Raw genomic sequence first — 24,773 nt, forward strand, 5'->3', positions numbered from 1 at the left:
AGCCGCGCCGTGAAACGCGAGCGGCCGGTGGCCGCTCGCAATACATCGGACTACATGGCTTCGCGATAGCGCGCCGCCGGCTTCGATTGGCCAAAGTTTGCGAACATCGCAGACCGGGCGGCTTCGTAGTCGTCCCACTGCTGCGCATCGGGCAGCGGCGGGATCGTCACCGTCTCGCGCCGGTCATAGCCCACGAGCGCCGCGTCGACGAGATCGCCCACTTCCATCACGGCCGGCAATGCGTTGACGTCCTTGCCGGAGCGCTCCCAGATTTCGGTGCGGGTGGCGCCAGGCACGACGGCCTGAACGTACACGCCTTTCGCGCCAAGTTCCAGATTCAACGACTGCGAAAAATACAGCACGAATGCCTTCGTCGCGCCATACACGCTCGAACGAAACTCGGGCGCAAGACCGATGACCGAACCGACGTTCACGATCGCCCCCTTGCCTTCGCGCGCAAAACGCGGCGCGACCGCCGAGGCGAGGCGTGCAACCGCCGTGACGTTCAGGCCGATGAGGCCGCCCACTGCTTCCGGGCCCTGCTCGACGAACGTGCCCGGCAGGCTCGCACCTGCGTTATTGATCAGCACGCCGATGCGTGAGTCTTCCGCGAGGCGTGCCTCCAGCAGTGCAAGGTCCGCATGCGAGGCCAGATCGGCGCGAACGATTTCCACGTTCACGCCATCGCGCTCGCGCAGGCGCGCCGCGAGGTCTTCCATGCGGGCGCGATCGCGCGCCACCAGCACGAGGTCATGACCGCGCTTGGCGAAACGGTCGGCGTACACGGCGCCGATGCCCGTGGATGCGCCAGTGATCAGGACAGCAGGTTTAGCAGACATCGAAACTTCTCCTTGGGGATTCCATTTACATGATGAACATCATGTAAATGGAATCATGATGACCATCATGTATAATGTCAAGCGTCGATCGAAGGAAAGCGGAGAGAACAATGAGGGTCAGTCGCGAACAGGTGGAGATCAATCGCCAGCAGATCCTGGAAGCTGCCGGCCGGCTCTTTCGCGAGCACGGCTACGATGCGGTGACCGTCGCGGATGTGATGAGCGCCGCCGGGCTCACGCACGGCGGGTTCTACGGCTACTTCAAGTCGAAGGACGAATTGATCGCGCAAACGCTCGCCCACGTCTTCGCACAGGGCGAAGGCGGCGATACCGGTCTGGCGCGCTATGCGTCGCGCTATCTCTCGGCCCAGCATCGCGACAACGTAGCGGGCGGCTGTCCGACTGCGGCGCTCGCCGCTGAAACGGCACGGCAAACGCCCGAGGCGCGCGCCGTCATGGCGGCAGGACTCGAGCGCCAAATTGAGCGCTTGAGCGCGGGCGTGAATGGCGTGGATGCCGCAGCGGCGCGCCAGGCGGCGATAGGCGGCTGGGCCGCGATGGTGGGCGCGGTGGTGCTTGCGCGCTTGTGCGACGATCCCGCGCTATCGAACGAGATCCTCAAGTCCACGCGCGCCTGGATTGGCGAGCGTGAAGCACCGCGTGACTGAAAGGGGCCCCCGCCGGTGTTGTGCAAGCAGGCGAGAAGTGAATCAGCCCGCCTTGCGCGTTCGCGCCGTTGCGGGCTGATAGTCGCTATGCGGCACGAATCGGCTTCGTCCCGCAGTCAAACTCAATGCGCGTTATACACCGGCGGCGAATAGCTGCTCACTGCACCATCGGTACGCGAGCCGCTTTCCGAAGAGCCGCTCGTGGCCGGACCGTAACCGGTTGCCTGCGCAACGGCTGCGCCGTTTTGCGCGTTCACGCGCGCCTGGGCGCGTTGCAGATCATTGGGGTAATTCAGATCGTTCGTCGAAGGACGATAACCCGCCGCTTCGAGTTGCACGAGCTCACTGCGCACCTGGGCGCGCGTCACAGGGCCATTGGTGCCTTGCGACTGCGCAAATGAAATGGCCGGCGCTGCAAGCACAGCAGCGATCGCAACGGCCTTGATTAGCGTTCTCATGACTCACCTCCAGTAACTTGGTCGAATCGGCGCAGCAGCTTGTCTGCATCCGTTGAGTACAAGTCTAGGAACGTTGGCCTTGCGAATAAATGCCGCAAACGCGAATTTACTATTCTCTCAGGGCAGATAATCCACTCTCATTGCTCAAATGCATAAGCTTCTATTCGTTTGGAATATGGAGCACGTGTGCAACGCACTGTTCCACTCTGATGCATGATAGGGACTCTTCCGAATCTTCGATGAGGAGGCAGCAATGGCGACATGGCAACCGGACCCGACCTTCTACCCGTCTGCGCGCATGGCTGGCGACGCCCCACCGGAGACACTGGCGTACGTCGCCAGTTTCGACCCCACGCGCAGCGTGCCCGATTCGCTCGATGTGGTCGATCTGGACCCGCGTTCACCGGAATTCGGGCGCATCGTGCACCGGCTGCCGATGCCCAATGTCGGCGACGAGCTCCATCACTTCGGCTGGAATGCCTGCAGTTCGTGTCTGTGCCCCAACGCCCCTCACGCGCATACCGAGCGCCGCTATCTCATCGTGCCTGGGATACGCTCCTCGCGCATTCATATTGTCGACACGAAGCCCGATGCACGTCGCCCCCATATCGCACGCGTGCACGAACCCGAGAGCGTCGCGCAGCGCGCGGGCTATACACGGCCCCACACCGTGCATTGCGGGCCGGAAGGCATTTATGTGACGTCGCTTGCGAACGCGCAGGGCGAGGCGCCCGGCGGCGTCTTTCTGATGGACCACGAGAGCTTCGACATTCTCGGCCAGTGGGAGATCGACCGCGGCCCGCAACAGCTCGCCTACGACGGCTGGTGGCACCTCGGTTATGACACGCTCGTGACGAGCGAATGGGGCCTGCCTGCGGACTTCGAGAACGGCCTCGTGCCCGAAGTGCTGCTCGGCGGCCAGTATGGCCATCGCCTGCACTTCTGGGATCTGCACACGCGCCAGCACAAGCAGGTGCTCGACTTCGGCGCAGAAAACCAGCTCGTGTTCGAGCTGCGCCCCGCGCACAACCCCACGCGACCCTACGGCTTCGTGAATTCCGTGATCAGCCTGAAGGACCTCTCGGCCTCGATCTGGCAGTGGTATCTCGACGGCGACCAGTGGGCCGCACGCAAGATCATCGAAATTCCGGCCGAGCCGGCCGATCCCGAACATCTGCCGCCCATGCTCAAGGGCTTTGCGGCGGTGCCGCCGCTCGTCACCGATATCGCGCTCTCGCTCGACGACCGCTTTCTCTACGCGTCATGCTGGGGAACGGGGGATTTGCGGCAATACGATGTGTCGGACCCGGAGAATGCGCGTCTGACGGGGTGCGTGCGCATCGGCGGCATTGCGGCGCAAGCGGCGCACCCCTTCGCGCCCGGGCGCAAGCTCAACGGCGGACCGCAAATGGTGGAAGCGAGCCGCGACGGCCGGCGCGTCTATTTCAGCAACTCGTTGTATGGTGCGATCGACGGGCAGTTCTATCCCGAAGGCATCGACGGCTGGATGGTGAAACTCGACGCCGCGCCCGACGGCGGCCTCGAGTTCGACGAGCGCTTCTTTGTCGAATGGCCGAAGTCGCACCGGCCGCACCAGATGCGGCTCGAAGGCGGCGATTGCTCATCTGATTCGTACTGCTACCCATAAGCGCGGAGCGTCGTATGGAGGAAGTCTTTGGCACACACTGGGGCGCCTGGGCAGCCGTAGTGGGCAGCGGCGTCTTTCACGGTGTGAACCCGGCGATGGGTTGGCTCTTCGCAACCGCGCTCGGTCTGCAGCGCGGAAGCCGCGCGGCGCTGCTGTTCGCGTTGCCGCCTATCGCGCTCGGTCATGCAGCATCCATTCTGCTGTTCACGAGTTCCACGGCAGCGCTGGGCGCGCACCTGCCGGTTGCCGCGCTGCATTGGGGGCTCGGTGCGCTACTCATCGCATGGGCCGCCTGGCAACACGCGTATGGGCACCGGCACCGCGTGCGCGTGGGGATGACCGTGGGCTTTGCCGGGCTTGCGGCATGGTCCGCGTTGATGGCCACGCTGCACGGCGCGGGACTCATGCTGATGCCCGCCATGCTGCCGCTGTGCGCAGGCACGGGCGCGGGCGGCACAGCGGGCCTTGCGAACCCGCTCGCGCTTTCGTTTGCGTTCACCGCACTGCATACGGTCACGACGCTCGCCACCACGGCGGCCATCGCGCTGCTTGCCTACGAGTATCTCGGCCTTGGCGTGTTGCGGCGGGGCTGGATCAATTTCGACTGGCTCTGGCGCGGAGCGCTCGTGGCGACTGGCACGTTGATGATCGCGACGGCGTGAGTCGTTGATTCAAATTCCCGGGGCGGCATCGTCTGTTTGCGGTTGGACAGTGCCCGCACATCCTTGACCTTTCCTGAAACTGTGCCTGCGCGAACTGCGCGATACTTGCCGGCAGGTCGCTGCGCGATTCGCGTGGGTGCCTTGTTTGCCAACACGCCAACCCCTGAACCAAAGGAGAGAGAAATGAGTATCTTCGGTGACATCGTCAACAAGCTGTTTCACAAGGCCAAACCCGATGCGGCCCCGCCCGCTGCCGAGCCGACTCCTGATCCGGCGGCTCAGGCCGCCACTCCGGAAGCAGCACCGGCGCCCGCGCCGCTGGCCGATGTCGACGTTGCGGCGGTGATGGATCAACTCGTTGCGGAAAGCGGGCAGACGCTCAACTGGCGCACGTCCATCGTGGACACGATGAAGGCGTTGGGTGTGGACAGCAGCCTTGAGCATCGCAAGCAACTGGCGCAGGAACTCAAGTACACCGGGGACATGAACGACTCGGCCAGCATGAACGTATGGCTGCATGGGCAAGTCATGGCAGCGCTGGCCGCAAATGGCGGCAAGCTGCCGGCGGATCTGGGCGGCTAATGCCATACCGGCAGGCCCGGGCGTGATGACTCACGCCGGGCCTGCCCGCATGAACCGGCGTCGTTGCTGCGAACGCTGAGCGATCGCGGCGCTGCCATGCGGGCCGTTGTGAACCCCGAGCGCCTCAACTGCCCGCCGGAAAATCCGTGCCAAGGCTCAAGTCGCGCCATGCCTCGATATCGGCAAGCGCCGCGCGCAAGCGGTTCGCCACCGCATCCACGCCGAATGCGCCCAGCACGAGATGCCGCGGCGGCTTTTCGACTTCTGTGATGCGTATCATCGCCTGCGCCGCGCGTACCGGATCGCCGGGTTGATGCCCGCTGCCTTCCGCCGTGCGCTTCATGCGCGCGCCTGCCGTTTCGGCATAGTCGTCGATACGGTTCGGCGTCTGCACGAGGGAGCGGCCTGCCCAGTCCGTGCGAAACGGCCCAGGCTCCACGCAGGTCACCTTGATGCCAAGCGGCCCGGCTTCCGCCAGCAGCGAATCGGAGAACCCTTCCACGGCGTGCTTTGAGGCCGCGTAGTATCCGGAACCCGGAAAGCCCGCGAGCCCCGCCACCGACGTAATGTTGATGACGTGTCCCTTGCGGCGCGCGCGCATGCCCGGCAGCACCGCGCGCGTGAGTGCGAACAGGCCGAACACGTTGGCGTCGAATTGCGCGCGGATCGCGTGCTCCTCGCCCTCTTCGATCGAACTCTGGTAGCCGTAGCCCGCGTTGTTGACGAGCACATCGACCGCGCCGAACTGCTTGTGCGCGGCCGCGACGGCGGCGTCGATTTGCGCGGCGTCGGTCACGTCGAGCGAAACGGGCAGCAGGCGATCGCCGGCCTCGGGCGCGAGATCGTCGAGCGAGGCCTTGTTGCGCGCGCTCGCCACGCAGCGCCAGCCGCGCGCGAGCACGGCACGCGCAAGCTCGCGGCCAAAGCCGGTCGAACAGCCGGTCACGAACCAGACGGGCGTTGCATTCTGGGAATCAACGGACATGGGATAGCCTCCCGGAAGAAGGGGCAGACAAGGCTGCCGAAGACAGGGGGAAAGCAGAAGATGGCGGCCGCCGCCCTGGGCGAGCGCATGCGCAGATCCAGATGATACCGGTCACGCGCGAACTCTGCTGGCGCGCCCCAGCGCTTGAGAGCGCGCCGGTGAACGCCTGCGCCAATCGCGCGAGCCATGTACCATACGGCGCTTGGCGCCGCGATCGATCGCAGCTGTCGATTACAGCGCATTACAGCGCGCCCGATTCAACCGTCACCTGCCGGAGAAGAAACCCGATGTCCACCGTCACCACGCCCGCGCACCCCACTGCCGAAATCGCCGATGCCATGCGCGCCCTCGAAGCGCGCTACGGCACGCCGTGGTCCGCGCCGCTGCCGGACTGGAACGCTACGCTCGACACGCTGCTCGCGCATCGCTCGGTGCGCAATTACGCGGACCGTCCGCTGCCTGAAGGCACGCTCGAAACGTTGATCGCAGCGGCACAATCGGCCTCGACCTCGTCGAACCTGCAGACGTGGAGCGTGGTTGCCATCGAGAACCCCGAGCGCAAGGCGCGCCTCGCCGAGCTTGCGGGCGGCCAGTCGCATGTTCGCGCAGCACCGCTCTTTCTCGTGTGGCTCGCCGACCTCTCGCGCCTCGAAGCGGCGGGCGCGCGCGGCGGGGCGAGCGTCGAAGGTCTGCACTACATGGAGACGCTGGTCGTCGGCATGATCGATGCGGCGCTTGCCGCGCAAAACGCCGTGGTCGCGCTCGAATCGCTCGGCATGAGCGCGGTGTATATCGGCGGCATCCGCAATCAGCCTGAGCAGGTGGCCGCGGAACTGGGCCTGCCACCGCGCGTGCTCCCGGTGTTCGGCCTGTGCGTGGGCTATCCCGACGAAACGCGCCCCGCGGATGTGAAACCGCGCTTGCCGCAGGAGGTCGTACTCCACCGCGAACAATACGACGCGCCCTCGCAAGCAGCGGCCATTGCGCAGTACGACGAAGTCATGGGCGGCTTCCAGACCGCCCAGGGACTGAGCGCGGCGGGCTGGACCGTGCGCTCGCTCGCGCGCTGGCGCAGCCGCGAGTCGCTGCACGGCCGCGACCGCTTGCGCGACGCGCTCAACGCGCTCGGCTTCGAGCTGCGCTGAACATCACAGACGACGTAGTCCGTACGCCACACAGGAGAAACGCAAATGAAAGTCGCCGTCATGGGCGCGGGCGCAGTAGGCTGCTTTTTCGGCGGCATGCTCGCGCGCGCGGGACACGATGTGGTCTTGATCGGCCGGCCCCAGCACGTCGAGGCCATGACGCGCGACGGGCTACGCGTCGAAGCGCAGCAGTTCGACGAGCGCATCGGCGCGCCGCATCTCACGGCCAGTACCGAAGCCTCCGCGGTGGCGGGCGCCGACCTCGTGCTGTTCTGCGTAAAGTCGACCGACACCGAGAACGCAGGCGCGGCGATCAAACCGCATTTGCGCGCCGACACGCTCGTGCTCACGCTGCAGAACGGCGCGGATAACGCGGAGCGCCTGCGCACCGTGATCCCGCAGGACGTGGCGGCCGCGGTGGTCTATGTCGCCACGGAGATGGCGGGGCCCGGCCACGTGCGCCATCACGGGCGCGGCGAACTGGTGATCGAACCTTCACGCGCGAGCGACGCCACCGCGCGCACGCTCATCGACGCGGGCGTGCCCACCGAAATCTCGCCCAATGTACGCGGCGCGCTGTGGGCGAAGCTAATCGTGAACTGCGCGTACAACGCGCTCTCGGCAATCACGCAATTGCCCTATGGGCGTCTCGTGAAAGGCGCGGGCGTGAGCGAGACGATGCACGACATCGTCGGCGAATGCGTGGCCGTTGCTCAGGCCGACGGCGTGACGCTGCCGCCGGACATCGACAGCGCAGTGCCGCGCATCGCGCAGACCATGCCCGGCCAGTACTCGTCCACGGCGCAGGATCTCGCACGCGGCAAGCTCAGCGAGATCGATCACCTCAATGGCTACGTCGTGAAGCGCGGCGCGGCGCTTGGCGTGCCTACGCCTGCGAACCGTATGCTGCAAACGCTCGTACGACTCATCGAGGACAAGGCGCGCGCGGCGATCTAGCCCCCGTGCGCCGGTCGTCATGCTCGTAATGCGTTAGCGGTCGAACACGAGCAAGGTGGAAGTCGCGGATGCGTAGAGCTTGCCCTGCGCATCCGTGATGCTGGCCTCTGTGAAGGCGGCGCGGCGGCCAATGCTCAGCACACGCCCTTCCGCACGCACCGGGCCGGTATCGGCGGTCATGGGCCGGTGGTACGCGACCTTCAACTCGAGCGTGGTGTAGCCCTGATTCGTGCCGAGCCGCGAGTGCGCGGCGCAACCGCACGCGGAATCGAGCAGCGTGGCGGCATAGCCGCCGTGCACCGTGCCGATGGGGTTGTACACGTGCAGACCGGGCGTGCCTTCGAACACTACGCGGCCCTCTTCGACTTCGACCAGCCTGAAGCCAAGCGTTTCGCCAATGGCCGGGCCACGGCTTCCATGCAGCATGTGCTGCAACTGTTCGACGCCGGTCAGGCCGGCAGGCATTTCAGCAACGAGGTTCATTCAGGCGTCTCCAACGATGGCGCGCGAGTGCGCGCGCCTTTGCGCTTCGCCATCGTAACGCTTTTCGAACGATCGTGCTTAAACTATCGCTGGCTCTTTACGTGTTTCGATTCAGGCCTCGATTCATTGCATTCGAACGTTTCAATACGTCTCGAGATGCAGCCGCCCTTCGCGTTTGAGACGGTCCCACAAGGCCTCCCAGCCCATGCCGTGCGTCTCGGCAATCTCCTGAAGCGCCTGCAGCACGCCGTCCTCCATGCCCTTCAACCCGCAGACATAAACATGCGTGTTGCCGTCCTTGAGCAACTGCGCAACATCCACGGCGCGCTCGCGCATGGCGTCCTGCACATAGCGCCTGGGCTGGCCCGGCGTGCGTGAAAAGGCGAGATTCGTGTCGATGAAATCTTTCGGCAGATTCATCAGGGGTCCGAAGTACGGCAATTCCTGCTGCGTGCGCGCGCCGAAAAAGAGCATGAGCTTGCCAGTCGCGCCCTTGAGCCTGCGGCGGCGGCGATATTCGGTCATCGCGCGCATGGGCGCGGAGCCGGTGCCCGTGCAGATCATCAACAGATGCGAATTCGGATGGTTCGGCATCAGAAAGGTATTGCCGAACGGCCCGATCACGGTCACCACGTCGCCCTTCTTCAGGTCGCAGAGATAGTTCGAGCACACGCCATCCGTTGCGTTGCCACTGTGATCGCGCGTCACGCGCTTCACCGTGAGCGAGACGTTGTTATAACCAGGACGCTCGCCGTCGCGCGGACTCGCAATCGAATACTGGCGCGCATGATGGGTCCGGCCTTCCAGGGTCGCGCCCGGCGGCAAGATGCCGATAGACTGGCCTTCCAGCACCGGGAACGGCATGGCGCCGAAATCGAGCACGATGTGATGGATGTCGCTTTCGGTCGCGTCGTCGGTGAGGCGATAGTTGCCGACCACGGTCGCCGTGGTCGGCGCCTTGTGCGTGTAGAGCTGGACATAGGGGCGCGCCGCCGACCACGGCGGCACGGTCGAGCCGCGCACCATGTCGGAGCCGCCGACGGGCACATCGGCGGCATTCGGCGCCGCTTGTGCAACGCTTGCCGCATCGCCTGATTCTTGTGCTGCGGCCGGCGCACCGACCGATGGATTCTGCGCAGGCAGTTCGTCCCACGTGAACTGCTCGTCAATGGAGTACGCCTCGGCCTTGAGCACGTTGCGCCAGTTGTCGATCGCGCCGGTCGGACATGGCGGCACGCAGGCCATGCAGGCGTTGCAGACGTCGGCCTTCACCACATAGTTGGTGCCGTCGTGCGTGATCGCGTCGATGGGACACGTTTCCTCGCACGTATTGCAGCGTATGCAGATCTCAGGATCGATCAGATGTTGCCTGAGAATTTCCACGGGTAGCGGACCGTTCATGATTGTCTCCCATCGCGGCGCGCGAATGCGTCGCTACGCGCCGCCGCGCTCCTCAGTTAAAGCGCACGTATTCGAAATCGATGGGCTGCCGGTTGATGCCCATGGCCGGCGGCGCGATCCAGTTGGCGAACTTGCCGGGCTCGGTCACGCGGCCCATGAGCGAGGCGACATAGGCGCGGTCTTCCGCGGTGGGCAGCCATTTCGCTTCGTTCGCAGCCCATTCGGCCTCGCCAATCACGCGGCCGTCCGGCGAAACACGCACGCCCGCAAAGGTGCCGATCTGGCGGTTGAACGCCTTGTGCGGCACCGTGAGCCGGGCGTCGATGCCCGCCTTTTCCAGCACCTTGTTCCAGCGGTTCACGCCCGCAATCGAGTCCTTGATGTAGTCGTCGCGCAGCACTTCGTTCATCGCATTGAGCATCGGCACCTCGCGCTCCACGAGCTTGCCGTCCTGCACGTCGAGCAGGCGGTATTGCTGGCCTTCGAGCTGGTGGTCGTCGTCTCGCTTGGTCTCTTCGTAGCGGCCCTTCAGGCCCGAGCTGTAGAACGTCGCGGCGTTCGACGAGTGGTCGGCGCCGAACAGATCGATCGTCACCGAATAGTGGAAATTCAGGTAGCGCTGAATCGTTTCGAGGTCGATCACGCCCGCGGCGCGCAGGCGCTTCACGTCGTCGGTCTTCAGTTCGTTCATGACCTGAGCGGTGCGTTGCACGACACGCGAGATGCCCGATTCGCCGACGAACATGTGATGCGCTTCTTCGGTCAGCATGAATTTCGTCGTGCGCGCGAGCGGGTCGAAGCCGGATTCGGAAAGCGCAGAAAGCTGGAACTTGCCGTCGCGGTCGGTGAAATACGTGAACATGAAAAACGCCAGCCAGTCAGGCGTTTTCTCGTTGAACGCGCCGAGGATGCGCGGGTTGTCGTCGTCGCCCGAACGGCGATCGAGCAACGCTTCGGCTTCCTCACGACCATCGCGTCCGAAGTAGCGATGCAGCAGATACACCATCGCCCACAGGTGCCGGCCTTCTTCCACGTTCACCTGGAACAGGTTGCGAAGGTCGTACATGGAAGGCGCCGTGAGGCCGAGATGACGCTGCTGCTCGACGGAGGCGGGCTCCGTGTCGCCTTGCGTAACGATGATGCGGCGCAGATTCGCGCGGTGCTCGCCCGGCACGTCCTGCCACGCGGCCTCGCCCTTGTGCGCGCCGAAATGGATCTTGCGATCCGCTTCGCCCGGCGTGAGGAAGATGCCCCAGCGGTAATCGGGCATTTTCACATGGTCGAAGTGCGCCCAGCCGCCCGCGTCGACGCTCACCGCCGTGCGCAGATAGACGTCGTAGCCGTGCGAACCGTCGGGGCCCATGTCGCCCCACCACGAGAGGAAGTTCGGCTGCCATTGCTCGAGGGCGCGCTGCAGCGCGCGATCGTCGGCCAGGTTGACGTTGTTCGGAATCTTTTCGCTGTAATTGATCGTGGACATTGCGGTTCCTTCCAGCAAATTCGACGGACGCGGCAAACGCGGCGGCGGATGCGGATCTTAGACGCGGGCGACGTCGAACTGCGCCTTGCTGCCCTTGCCGTACACCTTGAGCGCGCCCTTCTCGCCCACGGCGTTGGGCCGGTTGAAGATCCAGTTCTGCCACGCGGAGAGCCGCCCGAAGATGCGCGTTTCCATCGTCTCCGGGCCGTTGAAGCGCAGGTTCGCTTCGAGACCCGTGAGCGCGTCAGGCGACATGACCGCGCGCTCTTCCAGCGCGAGACGGATTTCGTCGGGCCAGTCGATGTCGTCGGGCGAGGCCGTCACGAGGCCAAGGCGCTCCGCCTCGACCGGCTTGACCGCTTCGCCAATCTTTTCGCGCACGGCATCGAGCGGTTCGGTTTCCTCATAGAAACGCCGCGCGAGACGCGATTGATGCGTGACCATGGGATAAAGGCCAAAATTCGCTTCCGAGAGCGTGATGGCCGGTTCTTCGTCTTCGTTCGCGGGCAGCGCGGCCATGTACGTACGGTCGGCGGCGAATGCGAGTTCGGCAAAGGTGCCGGCGAAACACGAGCCAGGTTCGATCAACGCGAACAGCGAACGCGAAGACACATCGATGCGCGCCAGCGTGCGGCGCAACATGCCGATGGTCTCGCGCACTAACCAGTGGTCGCGGTGCGCGAGCAGCGCGGCGTCGGCGGCGAGCACGGTGCGCGCGTCGCCTTCGGTCTTGAGGATCCACGTGCCGATGTCGAGTTCGTTCGTGCGCATGCAGAGAATCGCGTCGTCCAGTTCACGCGCGAACTGCAGTGGCCACCACTTCGCGCCGGCCTCGACGATTGATTCGATGTCCGAAGCAGGTGCTGTGACGGGCGCTTTCGCGGTAAACGTCGCGGTGCGCTTCGCGCGGTCGATCGTAATTTCGACGGTTGCGTAGCTCAGGCCACTATCGTGCTCCACACGTTCGATACGCGTAAGCGCAATGCCTTGCGCACCCGCTGGCCGGTCACTCGCGGCCGCAAGTTCGAGCGCGCGCGCCTGCACGGCGTGGCCGAACTGGTTCGGCTTCACGACTTCATCCACGAGGCGCCAGGCTTTCGCGCGTTCGCCGCGTATGCCTTCCACCACGGTGCAGAAGATGTCGGCACGGTCGTGGCGCACCTTGCGCTTGTCGGTCAGACGCGTGAGGCCGCCCGTGCCGGGCAGCACGCCAAGCAGCGGCACTTCCGGCAGCGCGACCGAGGAGGACCGGTCGTCCACGAGCATGATCTCGTCGCAGGCGAGCGCCAGCTCATAGCCGCCGCCGGCGCAGGCGCCGTTCACGGCCGCAATGAACTTCAGGCCCGAATGACGCGACGAATCTTCCATGCCGTTGCGCGTTTCGTTGGTGAACTTGCAGAAGTTGACCTTCCACGCATGGGTGGAAAGGCCGAGCATGAAGATATTGGCGCCCGAGCAGAACACGCGGTCTTTCAGGCTGGTCAGCACGACGGTACGCACTTCCGGATGCTCGAAGCGGATGCGCTGGAGTGCATCGTGCAGTTCGATATCGACGCCGAGGTCGTATGAATTCAGCTTCAGCTTGTAGCCGTCGCGAATGCCGCCATCCTCGGCGATGTCCATGCCAAGCGTCGCCACGGCGCCGTCGAACGTCAGCTTCCAGTGCCGGTACTGCGAAGGCTCGGTGCGGTAATCGACCCGTTGCGGGGCGACGGCGGTTTCGACTGCGGCCATGAGCGTCTCCTTTCTGCACTTCGTTTCAATCAACGATAGTGCAATGGAATGCTCATGTAAAGCACATCAATGCATTTTAATGCATGTTAAGGGGTTAACCCGCAACATCGCAGTGCGCGGCCGCCAGTTACTCGATGCGCGGCGCCTCGGCGGCCAGGCGGGCGGCGAGCCGGTCACGCAGTTGCAGGTAGGCGTCGGCGAGCGTCTTTTCGCTGGTGTCGAAGCTCATGTCGGCGCGGCCATACAGTTCGCTGCGGCCCGCCAGGATGCGTTTGAGGTCGTCCATCGCCTCGCTGTTGCCCGAATTGCCCGACATGGGGCGCAGGTCGCCCTGCGCCACGACGCGACGCATGTGCTCTTCGGGCGCGGCCTGCAGCCAGACGGTGAAGCAATGCGCGAGCAGCACATTAAAGGTGGCCGGCTCGGAAACGAGACCGCCCGGCGAGGCGATCACGGCGCGCGGGTGCTCCGCGACCACGGCCTCCAGCGCCCGATGCTCGTAGCGGCGATAGGCGCTTGCGCCATACAGCGAATGGATCTCCGACGGCGGACAGCCCGCCAGCTGTTCGATCACCCGCGTCAGTTCGACGAACGGCACTTTCAGCTCCTGCGCGAGCATGCGCCCCAGTGTGGACTTGCCTGCACCGCGCAGGCCGACGAGTGCGATACGTTCGTTGCGATGCGGATCGGCGCTGGTTTGCGAGAACATCTCGGCGAGCGCCACGCGCGCGCGCTGCAAGGCAGCCGGGTCGCGCCCCTGCAGCAGCTCGCGGATCAGGAGCCATTCCGCCGACGAGGTCGTGACGTCGCCGATGACCTCGGCGAGCGGGCAGTTCAGCGTGTTCGCGATCTGCCGCAGCACCAGCACGGAGGCATTCCCCACCCCGGACTCCAGATTCGCCAGATGCCGCTCCGAGAGCCCGGTTTCCGCCGCCAGCGTCTTGCGCGTCATGCCGCGCCGCGCGCGCAGCATGCGCACGCGCTCACCCATGGCAGTCAGGAACGGATCGCGTTCGGCGCGTTCGCCGCGCGCGGCGTCGTCGGCGGCATCCGCTGGAAGCTCGGCAATGTAAGTTTGCTTCATCTTAGGGAATCTCTGAACCCGCGTTTATGTACTATAGTGCTTGACATGCATTTTGCTAACCGCTAATTTTCCGCGAAAAGGTCGAACGACGACAAATCCGATCGTGGCAGACAGAGCGGAGACACCACCGTGCAAATCCATGCAGCGTCGCCAGAACACGCCGCGGCTGTGCCGCCGCCCGCGCAATTCAACTTCGCCACGCACCTGTTCTCGCTCAATGCGGCACGCGCCGCGAAGACCGCTTATATCGACGACGCGCTCACGCTGAGCTACGGCGAACTCGAAACGCAGGCTCGCCGCTTCGCGGCCGCCATGCGCGCGCTCGGCGTTCACACCGAAGAACGTGTTCTGCTCGTGATGCTCGACACCATCGAGTTGCCCATTGCCTTTCTCGGCGCGCTCTATGCGGGAATCGTCCCGGTGGTCGTCAATACGCTGCTCACGCCGGCCGACTACGTGTATATGCTCACGCACAGCCGCGCGCGCGTGGTCATCGCATCGGGCGCGGTGCTGCCAGCGGTGAGCGCCGCGCTCGCCGAAGCACAATGTGAGGACTGCCAGTTAATCGCTTCGCAGCCCGCTTCACAACCCGCTCCACAGCCCGCTTCAGATGAACCATTAGCGGTCCTCGCCGATCTGATCGCGCGCGCCGAGCCCGCCCCGCGCGCCGCGCAAACGGGCTGCGACGACATCGCGTTCTGGCTCTACTCCTCGGGATCGACGGGAAAGCCCAAAGGCACGGTGCATACGCACGCCAACCTCTACTGGACCGTCGAGACTTACGCGAAGCCCATTCTCGGCATACGCGAAAGCGACATCGTGTTTTCGGCGGCCAAGCTGTTCTTCGCCTATGGACTCGGCAACGGTCTATCGTTTCCCCTGTCGGTTGGCGCGACCACGATCCTGATGGCCGAACGCCCCACCGCCAACGCCGTATTCGCACGCCTCGTGCAGCATCGGCCCACGGTGTTCTACGGCGTGCCCACGCTCTATGCGAGCATGATGGTCTCGCCCAACCTCCCCGCACGCGCCGATGTCGCGCTGCGCGTGTGCACCTCCGCGGGCGAGGCGCTGCCGCGCGAACTGGGCGAGCGCTTCAGGGACCACTTCGGCAGCGACATTCTCGATGGCCTCGGCTCCACGGAAATGCTGCACATCTTCCTCTCGAACCGGCCAGGCGACGTGGAATACGGCACCACGGGCCGCCCCGTGCCCGGCTACGAACTCGAACTGCGCGACGAGACCGGCGCGCTCGTGCCCGACGGCGAGATCGGCGACCTCTTCATCCGCGGGCCGAGCGCGGCCGTGATGTACTGGTGCAATCGCGAAAAGTCGCGCGCGACCTTTCTCGGCGACTGGGTGAGAAGCGGCGACAAGTACCGGCGCCTGCCAGGCGGCGCCTATGTCTACGCGGGCCGCAGCGACGACATGCTCAAGGTGAGCGGCCAGTACGTTTCGCCCATCGAAGTCGAAATGGTGCTCATGCAGCACGACGCCGTGCTCGAAGCCGCCGTGATCGGCGTCGATCAGGGCGGGCTCGTGAAAACCTGCGCGTTCGTCGTCCTCAAGCAGGCGGCAGCGGACACCTCGCATGAAGCACTGGCCGAGCAGTTGAAGGCGTTCGTCAAGACGCGGCTTGCGCCGCACAAGTATCCGCGCGACATTCTGTTCGTCGACGATCTGCCGAAAACGGCGACCGGTAAAATCCAGCGTTTCCGGCTGCGCCAGCAGTTTCAGTCGTGACAGCGACACGTGACAAGCACCATGAACGAAAGCGAATTTGCCGACCTCCCCGCCACGCATACGCACGATGCGCTGCGCATTGAATATCGCTGGATCGGCGCGGCAGATGGCGAAGCGCCGCTCGCCGTGTTCCTGCACGAAGGTCTCGGCTCGATCGCGATGTGGAAGGATTGGCCCGCCGCGCTTTGCGAGCGCCTCGGCATGCGCGGGCTCGTTTATTCGCGTCCGGGTTACGGGCGCTCCACGCCGCGCGCGCCTCACGTGAAATGGCCAGTCGATTTCATGACCCAGCAGGCGCGCGAGGTCTTGCCCGCCCTGCTCGACGCACTCGGCATCAGCGCAGCCGAACGCACGCGCATGTGGCTGATCGGTCATAGCGACGGCGCCTCCATCGAGCTGCTCTATGCCGCCGCTTTTCCCGAAGCGCTCGATGGCGCGGTGGCAATCGCGCCGCACGTCTTCGTCGAAGCGATATCCGTCGAAAGCATAGCCGAGGCGAAGGTTGCGTACGAAACGACCCGCCTGCGCGAAAAGCTCGCGCGCTATCACGACGATGTCGATTCCGCGTTCTACGGCTGGAACGACATCTGGCTCGATCCCGCCTTCCGGGCCTGGAATATCGTCGGCGATCTTGCATCGATTCGTGCACCATTGCTCGCCGTACAGGCCGTGGACGACCACTACGGCACCATGGCGCAGGTCGAAGCGATTGGCGCGGCCGTGCCGCACGCACGCGTGCACGCGCTAGCACACGGCGGCCATTCTCCGCATCGCGACGCGCCGCAGCCGCTGGACGACGCAATCGAGCAGTTCATTTCCGCCCAACGCAAGCCAGCGGCCTGAAGGCCGCACAGAGGCGCGCCCGAGCGCCCGTCGAATGCCTCTAAAATGAGGCGAATCGATGCGCAGCGCATAACAAACCTCCTCCGGTACCGCATCGAAGTCCATCCAGGGGCCAAACACGCCTCATCGCTGCAATCCTTTGGTGATATTGTCTTTCTTTGCCGGGTGGAGACGGGGTCCGACCACGCGAGACCTCCGGCGGGAAAACAGAAGCACGGGGCACCAAAAAAGCGAGACGCAAGAAGACCGGCCGGACCGCGCGCGCCGGCCAGAACGATGAGCGATTCCATTCTGATGAACGTTTCAAGAACCTCGGTGCGACTGAGGCGAGCCTGGGCGTCGATGCGTCCGCGCTTCGTGCGCGCCTTCGCGCCCGCGCTGCGCAACCTGCAATACGTGAAGCGCCGCATGCGCCCGCTCGCCGTCGTGGCTAGCGTGGGCTTTCCGCTTTACTACTACGTCTGGAAAGACCTCTTTCCTCAGCCGTATGAAAATCTCACGCTGCGCCTGATCGGCTCTCTTCTCTTTGTGCCGATTCTGGCGTTCGAGCGCTGGCCTGCCGCGCTGAAAAAGCTGCTGCCGTGGTACTGGTACTTCTGCACGCTCTACGCATTGCCGTTCTTTTTCACGTTCATGCTGCTCAAGAACAACGGCAACGAAGTGTGGGTGGAGAGCGCGCTGATCGCGGCGTTCGTGATGGTGCTGCTGCTCGACTGGCTCATGCTCGTGCTGCAGTTCCTTGTGGGCATCAGCCTCGCGGTGATCGCGTACTGCCTCACCACGTACCCCGTCGTGCTGGGGCCGAACTACCTCACCCATCTGGCGATCTTTTCGTTCGCGGTGGCGATCGGCGCCGTGGCCAATTACGATCAGGACCGCATTCAGATCGAACAGGAGCGCGCCATGCTGGCTACGGCAGGCAGCGTGGCGCACGAACTGCGCACCCCGCTCGTGGCGATCCGCGTGGGCGCCGCAGGCCTCATGCGCTATTTACCCGCGCTGCTCGACACCTATCAGCTCGCCCAGCGCAGCCGCTTGCCCGTGCCCAAAATACGCGTGGCGCATCTGCATTCGCTGCAAGGCGTGGTTGGCCGCATTGAACAGGAAGCCCTGCATTCGAACGCGATCATCGACATGCTGCTCGCCACGGCGCGCTTCACAGGCGGCAACATGCAAAACGCAACAACGTGCTCGATCGTGCATTGCGTGGAAACCGCGCTTGCGCGTTTTCCGTTTCGCGAAGGCGACCGGCGTCGGGTAATCTGCAATCTGCGCCCCGATTTCGAATTCCACGGATCTGAAATGCTTACCGTTCACGTGCTCTTCAATCTGCTCAAAAATGCCTTCCGGCACATGGGCAGCATCGACGGCGCGCAGATTTCTATTCGTCTTGAATCAGGGCAACGGGCCAATCGTTTGATTTTCAGCGATACGGGCACCGGTATTTCCCCTGAGGTATTGCCGCACATCTTCACGCGCTTTTATACTTCGACAACCGCCACCGATGACGTGACGCTCGGAGCAGGAATCGGGCTGGCATTCTGCCGCGATGTCATGCAAGCGATGGGTGGAGCAATTACCTGCTCTTCCGTAAAAGGCGAATATACCGAGTTCGTTTTGACATTCCCTGCGCCATGACGAAAGCCATTCAGCCGTTCTCCTACCCGACCACCGTCGCCTTCGTCGACGACAGCGCCGCGTTCCTTTCGAACCTGAGCCTGCAACTCGACCCCGACCTGGCCTTCCGCCTGTTCAGCTCGCCCAGCGAGGCGCTGAAGTTTCTCAATGGCCGTGCCGGGCCGAACCGGGCCGCTGAGCCCATCTTCAGCCCGTATCTGGACCGCACCGAAGAAAACGATGCGCACCAGGTCATCGCCATGCGCGTCGACGCGATACGTAGTCTCGTACATAACGCGTCGCGCTTCGAGTCGGTATCGGTCGTGGTCGTCGACTACGACATGCCCGAACTCAACGGCATGGAGTTTTGCCGCCGGATTACCGACCCGTCGATCAGGAAAATCGTGCTGACCGGCAAGGCCGACGAGCACGTGGCGGTGAAAAGCTTCAACGAAGGGCTGATCGACCGCTTCATCCGCAAGCATGAAGTCGATGCCGTGGAAACGCTGAACCAGGCGATCGGCGATATGCAGCGCGCGTATTTCGACCGCTGCTGCAGCACGGTGCTCGAAGCACTCGCCGTTTCCGAATATGCCTTCCTCAAGGATCATGCGCTCGCCGCGCACGTGAAAGGCATTGCCGATTCATTGGGCATCGTCGAGCACTATCTCTCGTACCAACCGCACGGACTCCTGATGTTCGACGGGGTCGGCACGGCATACCTGCTCGTCATTCACACCGACGAATCGCTGCGCGGCGTGCGCGAAATCGCGGTCGAACAAGGTGCGCCCGCAAGCTTTCTCGCGGAGCTCGACAGCCGCCGCAGCCTGCCCTATTTCTGGCGCACGGAAGGCTATTACCCGGCGCAGTGTGCGGAATGGCAGCCGTATATGCACCCCGCATCGGAATTTCACGGCGACCGGCGCTATCTCTACGCCGTGGTGAAGAAGCCGGCGGGGCTTGCGCTCGACAACGTGCTGCCCTACGACCGGCATCTCGACCAGCTCGACCGCGAGATCCAGGCGGCGTGGGACTCACCCTGATTTACGGCACCGAATGCGGTAAGTTTTCCGCAGGCCGTAAATCGGGTGCCCCCACGCTATCGCCGCCTCGCTGCACGCATGCTCAGGCCGCCACGGCCACCATCGGCATATTCACCACAGCCTGCGGCACACGCACGCGCGCACGGCCCGCGTTGCGCTCGTTGCGGCGCGTAGACGGCCAGTTCCACATCTGCACCTCATCGCGAATCTCCGCGCACACCTCCACGAGCCGCTCCAGTTCCTCCTCGCACAGCGCCGCATTGAGTGAGAGCCGCACGAGCGAGCGGTTCTGCGCCGTGGCGGGCGCGCAGAACACCGAACCAAAAATGCCGCGCGCTTCGAGCGCGTCGCGCAGCAAGATCGTCTGCGGCTCCGGCCCGGCTTCGAGCGCGATGATCTGCGTTTCGCTGCCGTTCAGGTTGTAGCCGAGTTCGGCAAGCCGCCCGCGTACGTAACGCGCGTTGGCCGCAACGCGCGTGCGCCGCCAATCTTCGCGCTCGATCACGTCGAGTGTCGCCGCGAGGCCCGCCGTCTCATGCGGCAGCAGCGTCGAGCTGAAAATCGCCGGCAGCGCCTCGCACTTGAAATACTCCTGGAAGCGCCGCGAACAACTAATGATGCCCGCGCGCCCGGCAAACGCCTTGGCGAGACTGGCCGTGCGGAAATGCACGCGGTCGATGAGCCCGAGTTCGGCCACCATGCCTGCGCCGTGCGGGCCGTGCGTGCCGAGCGAATGCGACTCGTCGACGACCAGCACGCAGTCGTGCTCGGCGCACACCTCGGCAATGGCAGTGAGCGGCGCCACGCTGCCGTTCGTGCTGTACACGGAGTCGACAATCACGATCCCGGCCCCGTAGCGCTGAATGCGCTGCTCGAGGTGTTCGACATCGTTGTGGAAGAAACTGATCGCGCGCGCACCAGCGCTGCGTATGCCCTCCCACAGCGACATGTGCGCCATCATGTCGACGTACACCGGCGTTTGCGCATTGGCGATCGACTGAATCAGCCCCGTGTTCGCAGCAAAACCCGACTGGCACAACACACTCGCTTCGGCGCCCATGTATGACGCGAAGCGGTCTTCGAGCGTGAGTTGCGGGCAGTCGTCGCCGTGCAGGAACACGCCCGACATCAAGAGCCCGTTGCCCTCCGAGCGGATGCTCGTGCACATTGCATCGAGAATCTCGGGGTGGCGCGCAATCGAAAGGTAGTCGTTACTCGAAAGGTGCAAGGCATCAGCATCGGCAACACGACCCTTCATGATGTGGCCCCCGGCCCAGCTCTCCTGCACGCGCTCGGTGTAGTAACGATCGACACGTGCTGCGAGGAATGCGGGCAATGCCGCGTCGTTGTTATGTGCGTTACGCCAGTTGCTGCCAACTTTCATCTCAGGCTCCTTGTGGTTAAAGCCTGCCCCCGGAAGCGACTTGTCTGGTCAGGATGGATACCGGGAGGCAGGCCCGTAATGTGCCCGCAGCGCAACGACACGCGCGATGAGGCCTGACGTGCGCGTTGCGGCAACGGACTTTTGAATGTGGGTAATGCAATGACTGGCGAGCGCGTGAGTCGCGGCGCGCGGCGGGGAACCAGGGAGTGCCCAGGCCGGCGGCGCCAGAGCGCGCTTGAATGCGGAGCGAATTCGAAAACCAATGCGGGCGCGGGGCGCCAGGAGCAGGCGTTTCATATCCGCAGGAATCCCGCATCGCGTGATCGCCACTGGTTACAAGGGAAGAAACGCCCGCCCGAAAATTTTTGAGGCGCGCCACGCAGGCCACCTGGACCATGCACGTCATGCAGCGAAAGCGCCTTTACGCTGCACGCAACGTCAGTCGCGCCATTGATAATTATCGTTTAAAAACAGCGCTGTTTAGATCTTCGCGGTGCGCAACTATGCGTAGCGCATGGAGTTTCGATAAGGAATACCCGTCGCGCCGCGAAAGGATTCGGGCATTGATTCACTGCGCATAAACTGCCGAGGGAGACCGACAGACTCTTCAGATGGCCACGACGCGGTCGCGCCCGCGTGACTTGGCGACATAGAGCGCGGCGTCGGCGCGCGCCATCAAGGTGGCGAGCGAGTCTTGCATCTGGGCTTCATCCACGCCCGCACTGAACGTGAGGCCGTCGTGCGCCTCCTGCCCGGATTCACGGGCGTGAGCGTCGGCGCTGCGCCGCACGGCGAGGGCCAGCACGCGCAATTCGTCGAGGCGCCTCACGGCGTCGTCGCGGGTCATGCCAACAAAGAGCAACGCGAATTCTTCGCCGCCCAGCCGGCCAAACACGTCCTCTACGCGCACGCCACTCTTCACGACGCGGCAAAACTGCGCGAGCACGCGGTCGCCTGTGGCGTGTCCGTAGCGGTCGTTGATCGACTTGAAGTGATCGATATCGAGAATCGCGAACGTGACCTGCTCGCCCTGCTCGCGCGCGGCTTCGAGCTTCGCGTTGGCCTGGGCCAGAAAGGCGCGGCGCGTGAGCGCGCCGGTCAGCTCGTCCTGATTCGCGAGGCGCTCGAGCCGCTCGGCCATGCGGTCGTGCGCGAGCAGAACCAGGCCGATCGAAAGCGCGGGTAACACGAGAATGCCGAGTGCGAGCCACGCCACGTTGAGCGGCGTGGAGTCGAGCAGCCCGTACTGCCTCACGATGCCGCTGCCGTACATCGCCCCGCGCAGCGCGTGTGCGAATGCGCCCAGCCAGGCCGCCAGCGTCACGAACCGGTAGCTGTAGACAGGGCGCGCGGGCGGCCGGCAACGCCATGCGAGCCAACCGATCGACACGTAAATGGCCGCATGAAACGCAGAGGCGACGGCCACGCGCGCGCCGAGACTGGGCGTCACCCAGTACCACCACGCAATACCCGTTGCGAGCGCAACGATTCCCGCGTAGGCGAGCGGCACGCGCGGCTTGAGCCCGAAGAACTCGCGGCAGCCCTCGAGCATGCGCACCACAGCTAGCGCCAGCAACGTATTCGAAACGAAGACGGTGAGGACAGGCAAGCCAAGGCGTTGCATGCCCGCGAGCAGGATCGCGACGCTTGCCATCAAATAGGCGCCGATCCACCGCCCCACACCGGGAATACCCGCAGGCCGCAGCGAGCCGAGAATGGCGAGGCTCATGATGCTCGAAAGCACCGTGACAAGAAGAATATTGACCGGATCTAGCATGTACGGCGTGGTCTGAAGATATGTCCGAGTTTACGGCATCATCGTGAAAAACATGCGCCTTGGGCCACGCTATCCCCCACCATCCCGACGCTTGACGAACGCCCCGAAACACCGCGACCATGCCTGAAGCGCCACGACGTAACAGGAGGCATGTCATGACCCAGCGTGCGTTGTACGTCGAGCTGCATGCGCAGCCCGGCAAGGAAGAGGAACTGGCGGCATTTCTCGCGGGTGCGAAGCCGCTGGTCGACGCGGAACCCGCCACGCCGGCCTGGTTCGGCGTGCGCTTCGACACGTCGACGTTTGCGATCTTCGACGCCTTCGACGACGAAGCTGGCCGTGAAGCGCATCTGAACGGCAAGGTGGCGGCGGCCTTGATGGCGCATGCGGGCGAACTGCTGGCCACACCGCCGCAAATTCGCCGCGCCGACGTGCTTGCCGACAAACTTCCCGCTTGAACGTCCGCCGGAAGCCGCGCGTAGACAACGAGCAAAAGGCAGGCAAAAGGGCGCCAGGAATGGCGCCTGCGGGAAACATCGGATCTTCGAAGGAGGAGCCGATGAAGCCTGCTTCCGCTTGCGAGGCAACACGAGCCGACACCCTTGGCGAGGCGCGCTCGAACGCCAAGGCCCTGACCGGGCGCGCGCTGCACGCCCTCGAATGCGTCACCTGGCCTGCGCACCCAGCCACGCTGATCGAAAGCGCCGAAAGCCGCGGCGCACCGCGCGACGTGATCGAAGCCCTTCGCCAGTTGCCCGACGAGGCGTTCGGCAGCTTTCCCGAGGTCGCGGCCTCCATCGTCGCCGCACAACTGCGCTTGCGTGAATCCGCCGCCCAACACGCCCAACAGGGAGCGGCGCCGCGGCGATGACGATCGAAGCCGAAAAGAATCCCGCCCGCGCGACGGCGCGGGAACGGAAATTGCGCGGTATGGGACGGCCGCAGGATAGTTTGGGCCCGCCGCGGCGCGATCGCAAAGAAGATCACGAAGAACAACGGCCCAGCCACCGTAACCGGCTGGGCCGCTCACGCAAGAAACGTATGGCTACCGTATTGCTGGTCGACGACGACATCAACGCACTCGATGCGCTCAAGGAACTGGTCGGGCAGGAGGGTTACCGGGTGCGCACCGCCGCAGACGGCTCGGATGCGCTGCAAAGCGCGCTCGACGACCCTCCCGATGTCGTGATCTCCGACTGCATGATGCCGCGCATGGACGGTCTGTCCCTCATGCGCGAAATGAGGCGCAGCAGCAAGCTCGCGCGCGTGCCGCTCGTGCTCGTGTCCGCGCTCGTCACCCCGCCCCCCGACGCCGACGTCGCGGGCTTCCTGCGCAAGCCCTTCGCGGTTGCGCAATTGCTGGACATCCTCCACCGGGTCGCCACGCCCTGATACGCGCGGGCCTCGTGCGCCGCATGAACGATTTACCGTCGTCGTAGCGCCTTACATGGCGCAGCGGCGCGCAAATCGCCCACTCGCGCGGCCTTGCTTCATTCGGTTTCCTGATCGATAACCTGCGCGATAGCCTGCACTGGCGCGCCACGGCATGACCGATGCTGTGGAACCGGCGTGACCGGTCCATTTCGGGCGCGCGCGGGAAACACCCGGCATGCGCGTTTCATCATGAACAAGGAGAACATCATGGCCTATTCGAAAAACCCAGCGCAAACCCCAATCGCTTCAACGCCGCGCAGCGGCGAAGGCGCGCGCATTGTCGGCCGCGATCGCGCGGCAACGCGTGGCCCCGGCCCCGACGTGATGGCGGCGAGCACGCTGGACAGCGACCGCGTGCTGAGCTCGGACGGCGACGAAGTCGGCAAGGTCAAGGAGATCATGCTCGACGTGGAAAGCGGCCGCATTGCCTACATGGTGATGTCGAGCGGCGGCTTTCCCGGCATTGGCGACAAGCTGCTTGCGGTGCCGTGGAACGCTCTCACGCTCGACGCGTCGCGCAAGTGCTTCGTGATCGCCCTCAACTCCGAGCGCGTGAAGAACGCACCGGGCTTCGACAAGGGCGAGTGGCCTTCGATGGCCGATCGCACCTGGGCCAGCTCCGTGCATCAGTACTACGGCCGCGAGCCGTACTGGAGCGACGACGCCGCGAGCCTGCCGCTCGCCGAGCCAGGGCGTGAGCCGCCGCAAGCGGGGGGTGTGAAGCTCTGACGCGCGCGTTCATCGAGCGCCCGCGGCGGCGCCAACGTGTCATGCTAATGGTCGCGAGTACAACGACAACAACGCGA

Annotated in this window: 24 protein-coding genes; 14 read left to right on the forward strand and 10 right to left on the reverse strand. The window is 64.5% G+C overall.

Annotated features, from left to right (window positions below; all coding sequences use genetic code 11):
- Nucleotides 1-50: 50 nt before the first annotated feature.
- Nucleotides 51-839: an SDR family oxidoreductase gene (locus U5A57_RS07135; protein ID WP_321909406.1), complete on the reverse strand. Its 789-nt coding sequence runs from the start codon at nt 837-839 to the stop codon at nt 51-53.
- Between the two features lie 110 nt (nt 840-949).
- Here U5A57_RS07135 and U5A57_RS07140 point away from each other — a divergent pair, with 110 nt between their 5' ends.
- Entirely contained in the window at nt 950-1,507 is a 558-nt protein-coding gene (locus U5A57_RS07140; protein ID WP_321909408.1) for a helix-turn-helix domain-containing protein, read from the forward strand.
- 122 nt (nt 1,508-1,629) lie between these two features.
- Here U5A57_RS07140 and U5A57_RS07145 read toward each other — a convergent pair whose 3' ends face one another.
- Nucleotides 1,630-1,965, reverse strand: a complete 336-nt coding sequence (locus U5A57_RS07145; RefSeq protein ID WP_321909410.1) for a DUF4148 domain-containing protein — start codon at nt 1,963-1,965, stop codon at nt 1,630-1,632.
- Nucleotides 1,966-2,218: 253 nt separating this feature from the next.
- Here U5A57_RS07145 and U5A57_RS07150 point away from each other — a divergent pair, with 253 nt between their 5' ends.
- The 3 genes from U5A57_RS07150 (at nt 2,219) to U5A57_RS07160 (ending at nt 4,857) form a co-directional block, all read left to right on the forward strand.
- A complete protein-coding gene (locus U5A57_RS07150; protein WP_321909412.1) occupies nt 2,219-3,613 on the forward strand; it encodes a selenium-binding family protein in 1,395 nt (464 codons plus the stop codon).
- A gap of 14 nt (nt 3,614-3,627) precedes the next feature.
- Entirely contained in the window at nt 3,628-4,275 is a 648-nt protein-coding gene (locus tag U5A57_RS07155; RefSeq protein ID WP_321909414.1) for a hypothetical protein, read from the forward strand.
- 183 nt (nt 4,276-4,458) lie between these two features.
- Complete coding sequence (locus tag U5A57_RS07160; RefSeq protein ID WP_321909415.1) at nt 4,459-4,857, forward strand: DUF3597 domain-containing protein; 399 nt, start codon at nt 4,459-4,461, stop codon at nt 4,855-4,857.
- A gap of 124 nt (nt 4,858-4,981) precedes the next feature.
- Here U5A57_RS07160 and U5A57_RS07165 read toward each other — a convergent pair whose 3' ends face one another.
- The gene (locus tag U5A57_RS07165) at nt 4,982-5,842 is read right to left on the reverse strand and encodes an oxidoreductase (protein WP_321909417.1); all 861 of its coding nucleotides are present in this window, start codon (nt 5,840-5,842) and stop codon (nt 4,982-4,984) included.
- 287 nt (nt 5,843-6,129) lie between these two features.
- Between U5A57_RS07165 and U5A57_RS07170 the strand changes: the two genes are divergently transcribed.
- Together U5A57_RS07170 and U5A57_RS07175 are read left to right on the forward strand one after the other, a co-directional pair.
- On the forward strand, nt 6,130-6,987 hold the full coding sequence (locus U5A57_RS07170; RefSeq protein ID WP_321909419.1) for an NADPH-dependent oxidoreductase: 858 nt from the start codon (nt 6,130-6,132) through the stop codon (nt 6,985-6,987).
- A gap of 45 nt (nt 6,988-7,032) precedes the next feature.
- Complete coding sequence (locus U5A57_RS07175; RefSeq protein WP_321909420.1) at nt 7,033-7,944, forward strand: 2-dehydropantoate 2-reductase; 912 nt, start codon at nt 7,033-7,035, stop codon at nt 7,942-7,944.
- A 33-nt stretch (nt 7,945-7,977) separates the two neighbouring features.
- On the opposite strand, the gene U5A57_RS07180 is transcribed toward U5A57_RS07175, so the two are convergent.
- The 5 genes from U5A57_RS07180 to U5A57_RS07200 all read right to left on the reverse strand — a co-directional run bounded on the left by U5A57_RS07180 (nt 7,978) and on the right by U5A57_RS07200 (nt 14,126).
- Nucleotides 7,978-8,427: a PaaI family thioesterase gene (locus U5A57_RS07180; protein ID WP_321909422.1), complete on the reverse strand. Its 450-nt coding sequence runs from the start codon at nt 8,425-8,427 to the stop codon at nt 7,978-7,980.
- Between the two features lie 141 nt (nt 8,428-8,568).
- Nucleotides 8,569-9,828, reverse strand: a complete 1,260-nt coding sequence (gene boxA, locus U5A57_RS07185) for a benzoyl-CoA 2,3-epoxidase subunit BoxA (RefSeq protein WP_321909423.1) — start codon at nt 9,826-9,828, stop codon at nt 8,569-8,571.
- A gap of 52 nt (nt 9,829-9,880) precedes the next feature.
- Nucleotides 9,881-11,308, reverse strand: coding sequence for a benzoyl-CoA 2,3-epoxidase subunit BoxB (boxB, locus tag U5A57_RS07190; RefSeq protein WP_321909425.1), 1,428 nt, complete (start codon nt 11,306-11,308; stop codon nt 9,881-9,883).
- Nucleotides 11,309-11,365: 57 nt separating this feature from the next.
- A complete protein-coding gene (gene boxC / locus U5A57_RS07195; RefSeq protein ID WP_321909427.1) occupies nt 11,366-13,042 on the reverse strand; it encodes a 2,3-epoxybenzoyl-CoA dihydrolase in 1,677 nt (558 codons plus the stop codon).
- Between the two features lie 127 nt (nt 13,043-13,169).
- Nucleotides 13,170-14,126, reverse strand: a complete 957-nt coding sequence (locus tag U5A57_RS07200) for a helix-turn-helix transcriptional regulator (protein WP_321909428.1) — start codon at nt 14,124-14,126, stop codon at nt 13,170-13,172.
- A gap of 129 nt (nt 14,127-14,255) precedes the next feature.
- Between U5A57_RS07200 and U5A57_RS07205 the strand changes: the two genes are divergently transcribed.
- From U5A57_RS07205 to U5A57_RS07220, 4 genes are all read left to right on the forward strand, one after another.
- Nucleotides 14,256-15,869 carry a benzoate-CoA ligase family protein gene (locus U5A57_RS07205; RefSeq protein WP_321909431.1) on the forward strand — a complete coding sequence of 538 codons (1,614 nt, stop codon included), beginning with the start codon at nt 14,256-14,258 and terminating at the stop codon, nt 15,867-15,869.
- A 21-nt stretch (nt 15,870-15,890) separates the two neighbouring features.
- Entirely contained in the window at nt 15,891-16,712 is an 822-nt protein-coding gene (locus U5A57_RS07210; protein ID WP_321909433.1) for an alpha/beta fold hydrolase, read from the forward strand.
- 276 nt (nt 16,713-16,988) lie between these two features.
- On the forward strand, nt 16,989-18,350 hold the full coding sequence (locus U5A57_RS07215; protein WP_321909435.1) for a HAMP domain-containing sensor histidine kinase: 1,362 nt from the start codon (nt 16,989-16,991) through the stop codon (nt 18,348-18,350).
- Nucleotides 18,347-19,372, forward strand: a complete 1,026-nt coding sequence (locus U5A57_RS07220; protein ID WP_321909436.1) for a response regulator — start codon at nt 18,347-18,349, stop codon at nt 19,370-19,372. Before U5A57_RS07215 ends, U5A57_RS07220 begins: the two co-directional genes overlap by 4 nt.
- A gap of 82 nt (nt 19,373-19,454) precedes the next feature.
- Here U5A57_RS07220 and cqsA read toward each other — a convergent pair whose 3' ends face one another.
- Both cqsA and U5A57_RS07230 read right to left on the reverse strand, forming a co-directional pair.
- Nucleotides 19,455-20,756, reverse strand: coding sequence for an alpha-hydroxyketone-type quorum-sensing autoinducer synthase (gene cqsA / locus U5A57_RS07225; RefSeq protein ID WP_321909438.1), 1,302 nt, complete (start codon nt 20,754-20,756; stop codon nt 19,455-19,457).
- A 607-nt stretch (nt 20,757-21,363) separates the two neighbouring features.
- Nucleotides 21,364-22,533 (reverse strand): GGDEF domain-containing protein, encoded by a 1,170-nt coding sequence (locus U5A57_RS07230; RefSeq protein ID WP_321909439.1) that lies wholly within the window; start codon nt 22,531-22,533, stop codon nt 21,364-21,366.
- 155 nt (nt 22,534-22,688) lie between these two features.
- Here U5A57_RS07230 and U5A57_RS07235 point away from each other — a divergent pair, with 155 nt between their 5' ends.
- The 4 genes from U5A57_RS07235 (at nt 22,689) to U5A57_RS07250 (ending at nt 24,696) form a co-directional block, all read left to right on the forward strand.
- Nucleotides 22,689-22,991: an antibiotic biosynthesis monooxygenase gene (locus U5A57_RS07235; RefSeq protein WP_321909440.1), complete on the forward strand. Its 303-nt coding sequence runs from the start codon at nt 22,689-22,691 to the stop codon at nt 22,989-22,991.
- A 101-nt stretch (nt 22,992-23,092) separates the two neighbouring features.
- On the forward strand, nt 23,093-23,404 hold the full coding sequence (locus U5A57_RS07240) for a DUF2795 domain-containing protein (RefSeq protein WP_321909442.1): 312 nt from the start codon (nt 23,093-23,095) through the stop codon (nt 23,402-23,404).
- Nucleotides 23,401-23,925, forward strand: a complete 525-nt coding sequence (locus U5A57_RS07245) for a response regulator (protein WP_321909444.1) — start codon at nt 23,401-23,403, stop codon at nt 23,923-23,925. The genes U5A57_RS07240 and U5A57_RS07245 overlap by 4 nt, the downstream gene beginning before the upstream one ends.
- A gap of 249 nt (nt 23,926-24,174) precedes the next feature.
- Complete coding sequence (locus U5A57_RS07250) at nt 24,175-24,696, forward strand: PRC-barrel domain-containing protein (protein ID WP_321909445.1); 522 nt, start codon at nt 24,175-24,177, stop codon at nt 24,694-24,696.
- Nucleotides 24,697-24,773: the final 77 nt, after the last annotated feature.

Origin of the sequence: Paraburkholderia sp. J11-2 (assembly GCF_905220185.1) — a bacterium.
Classification (GTDB): Bacteria; Pseudomonadota; Gammaproteobacteria; order Burkholderiales; family Burkholderiaceae; genus Paraburkholderia.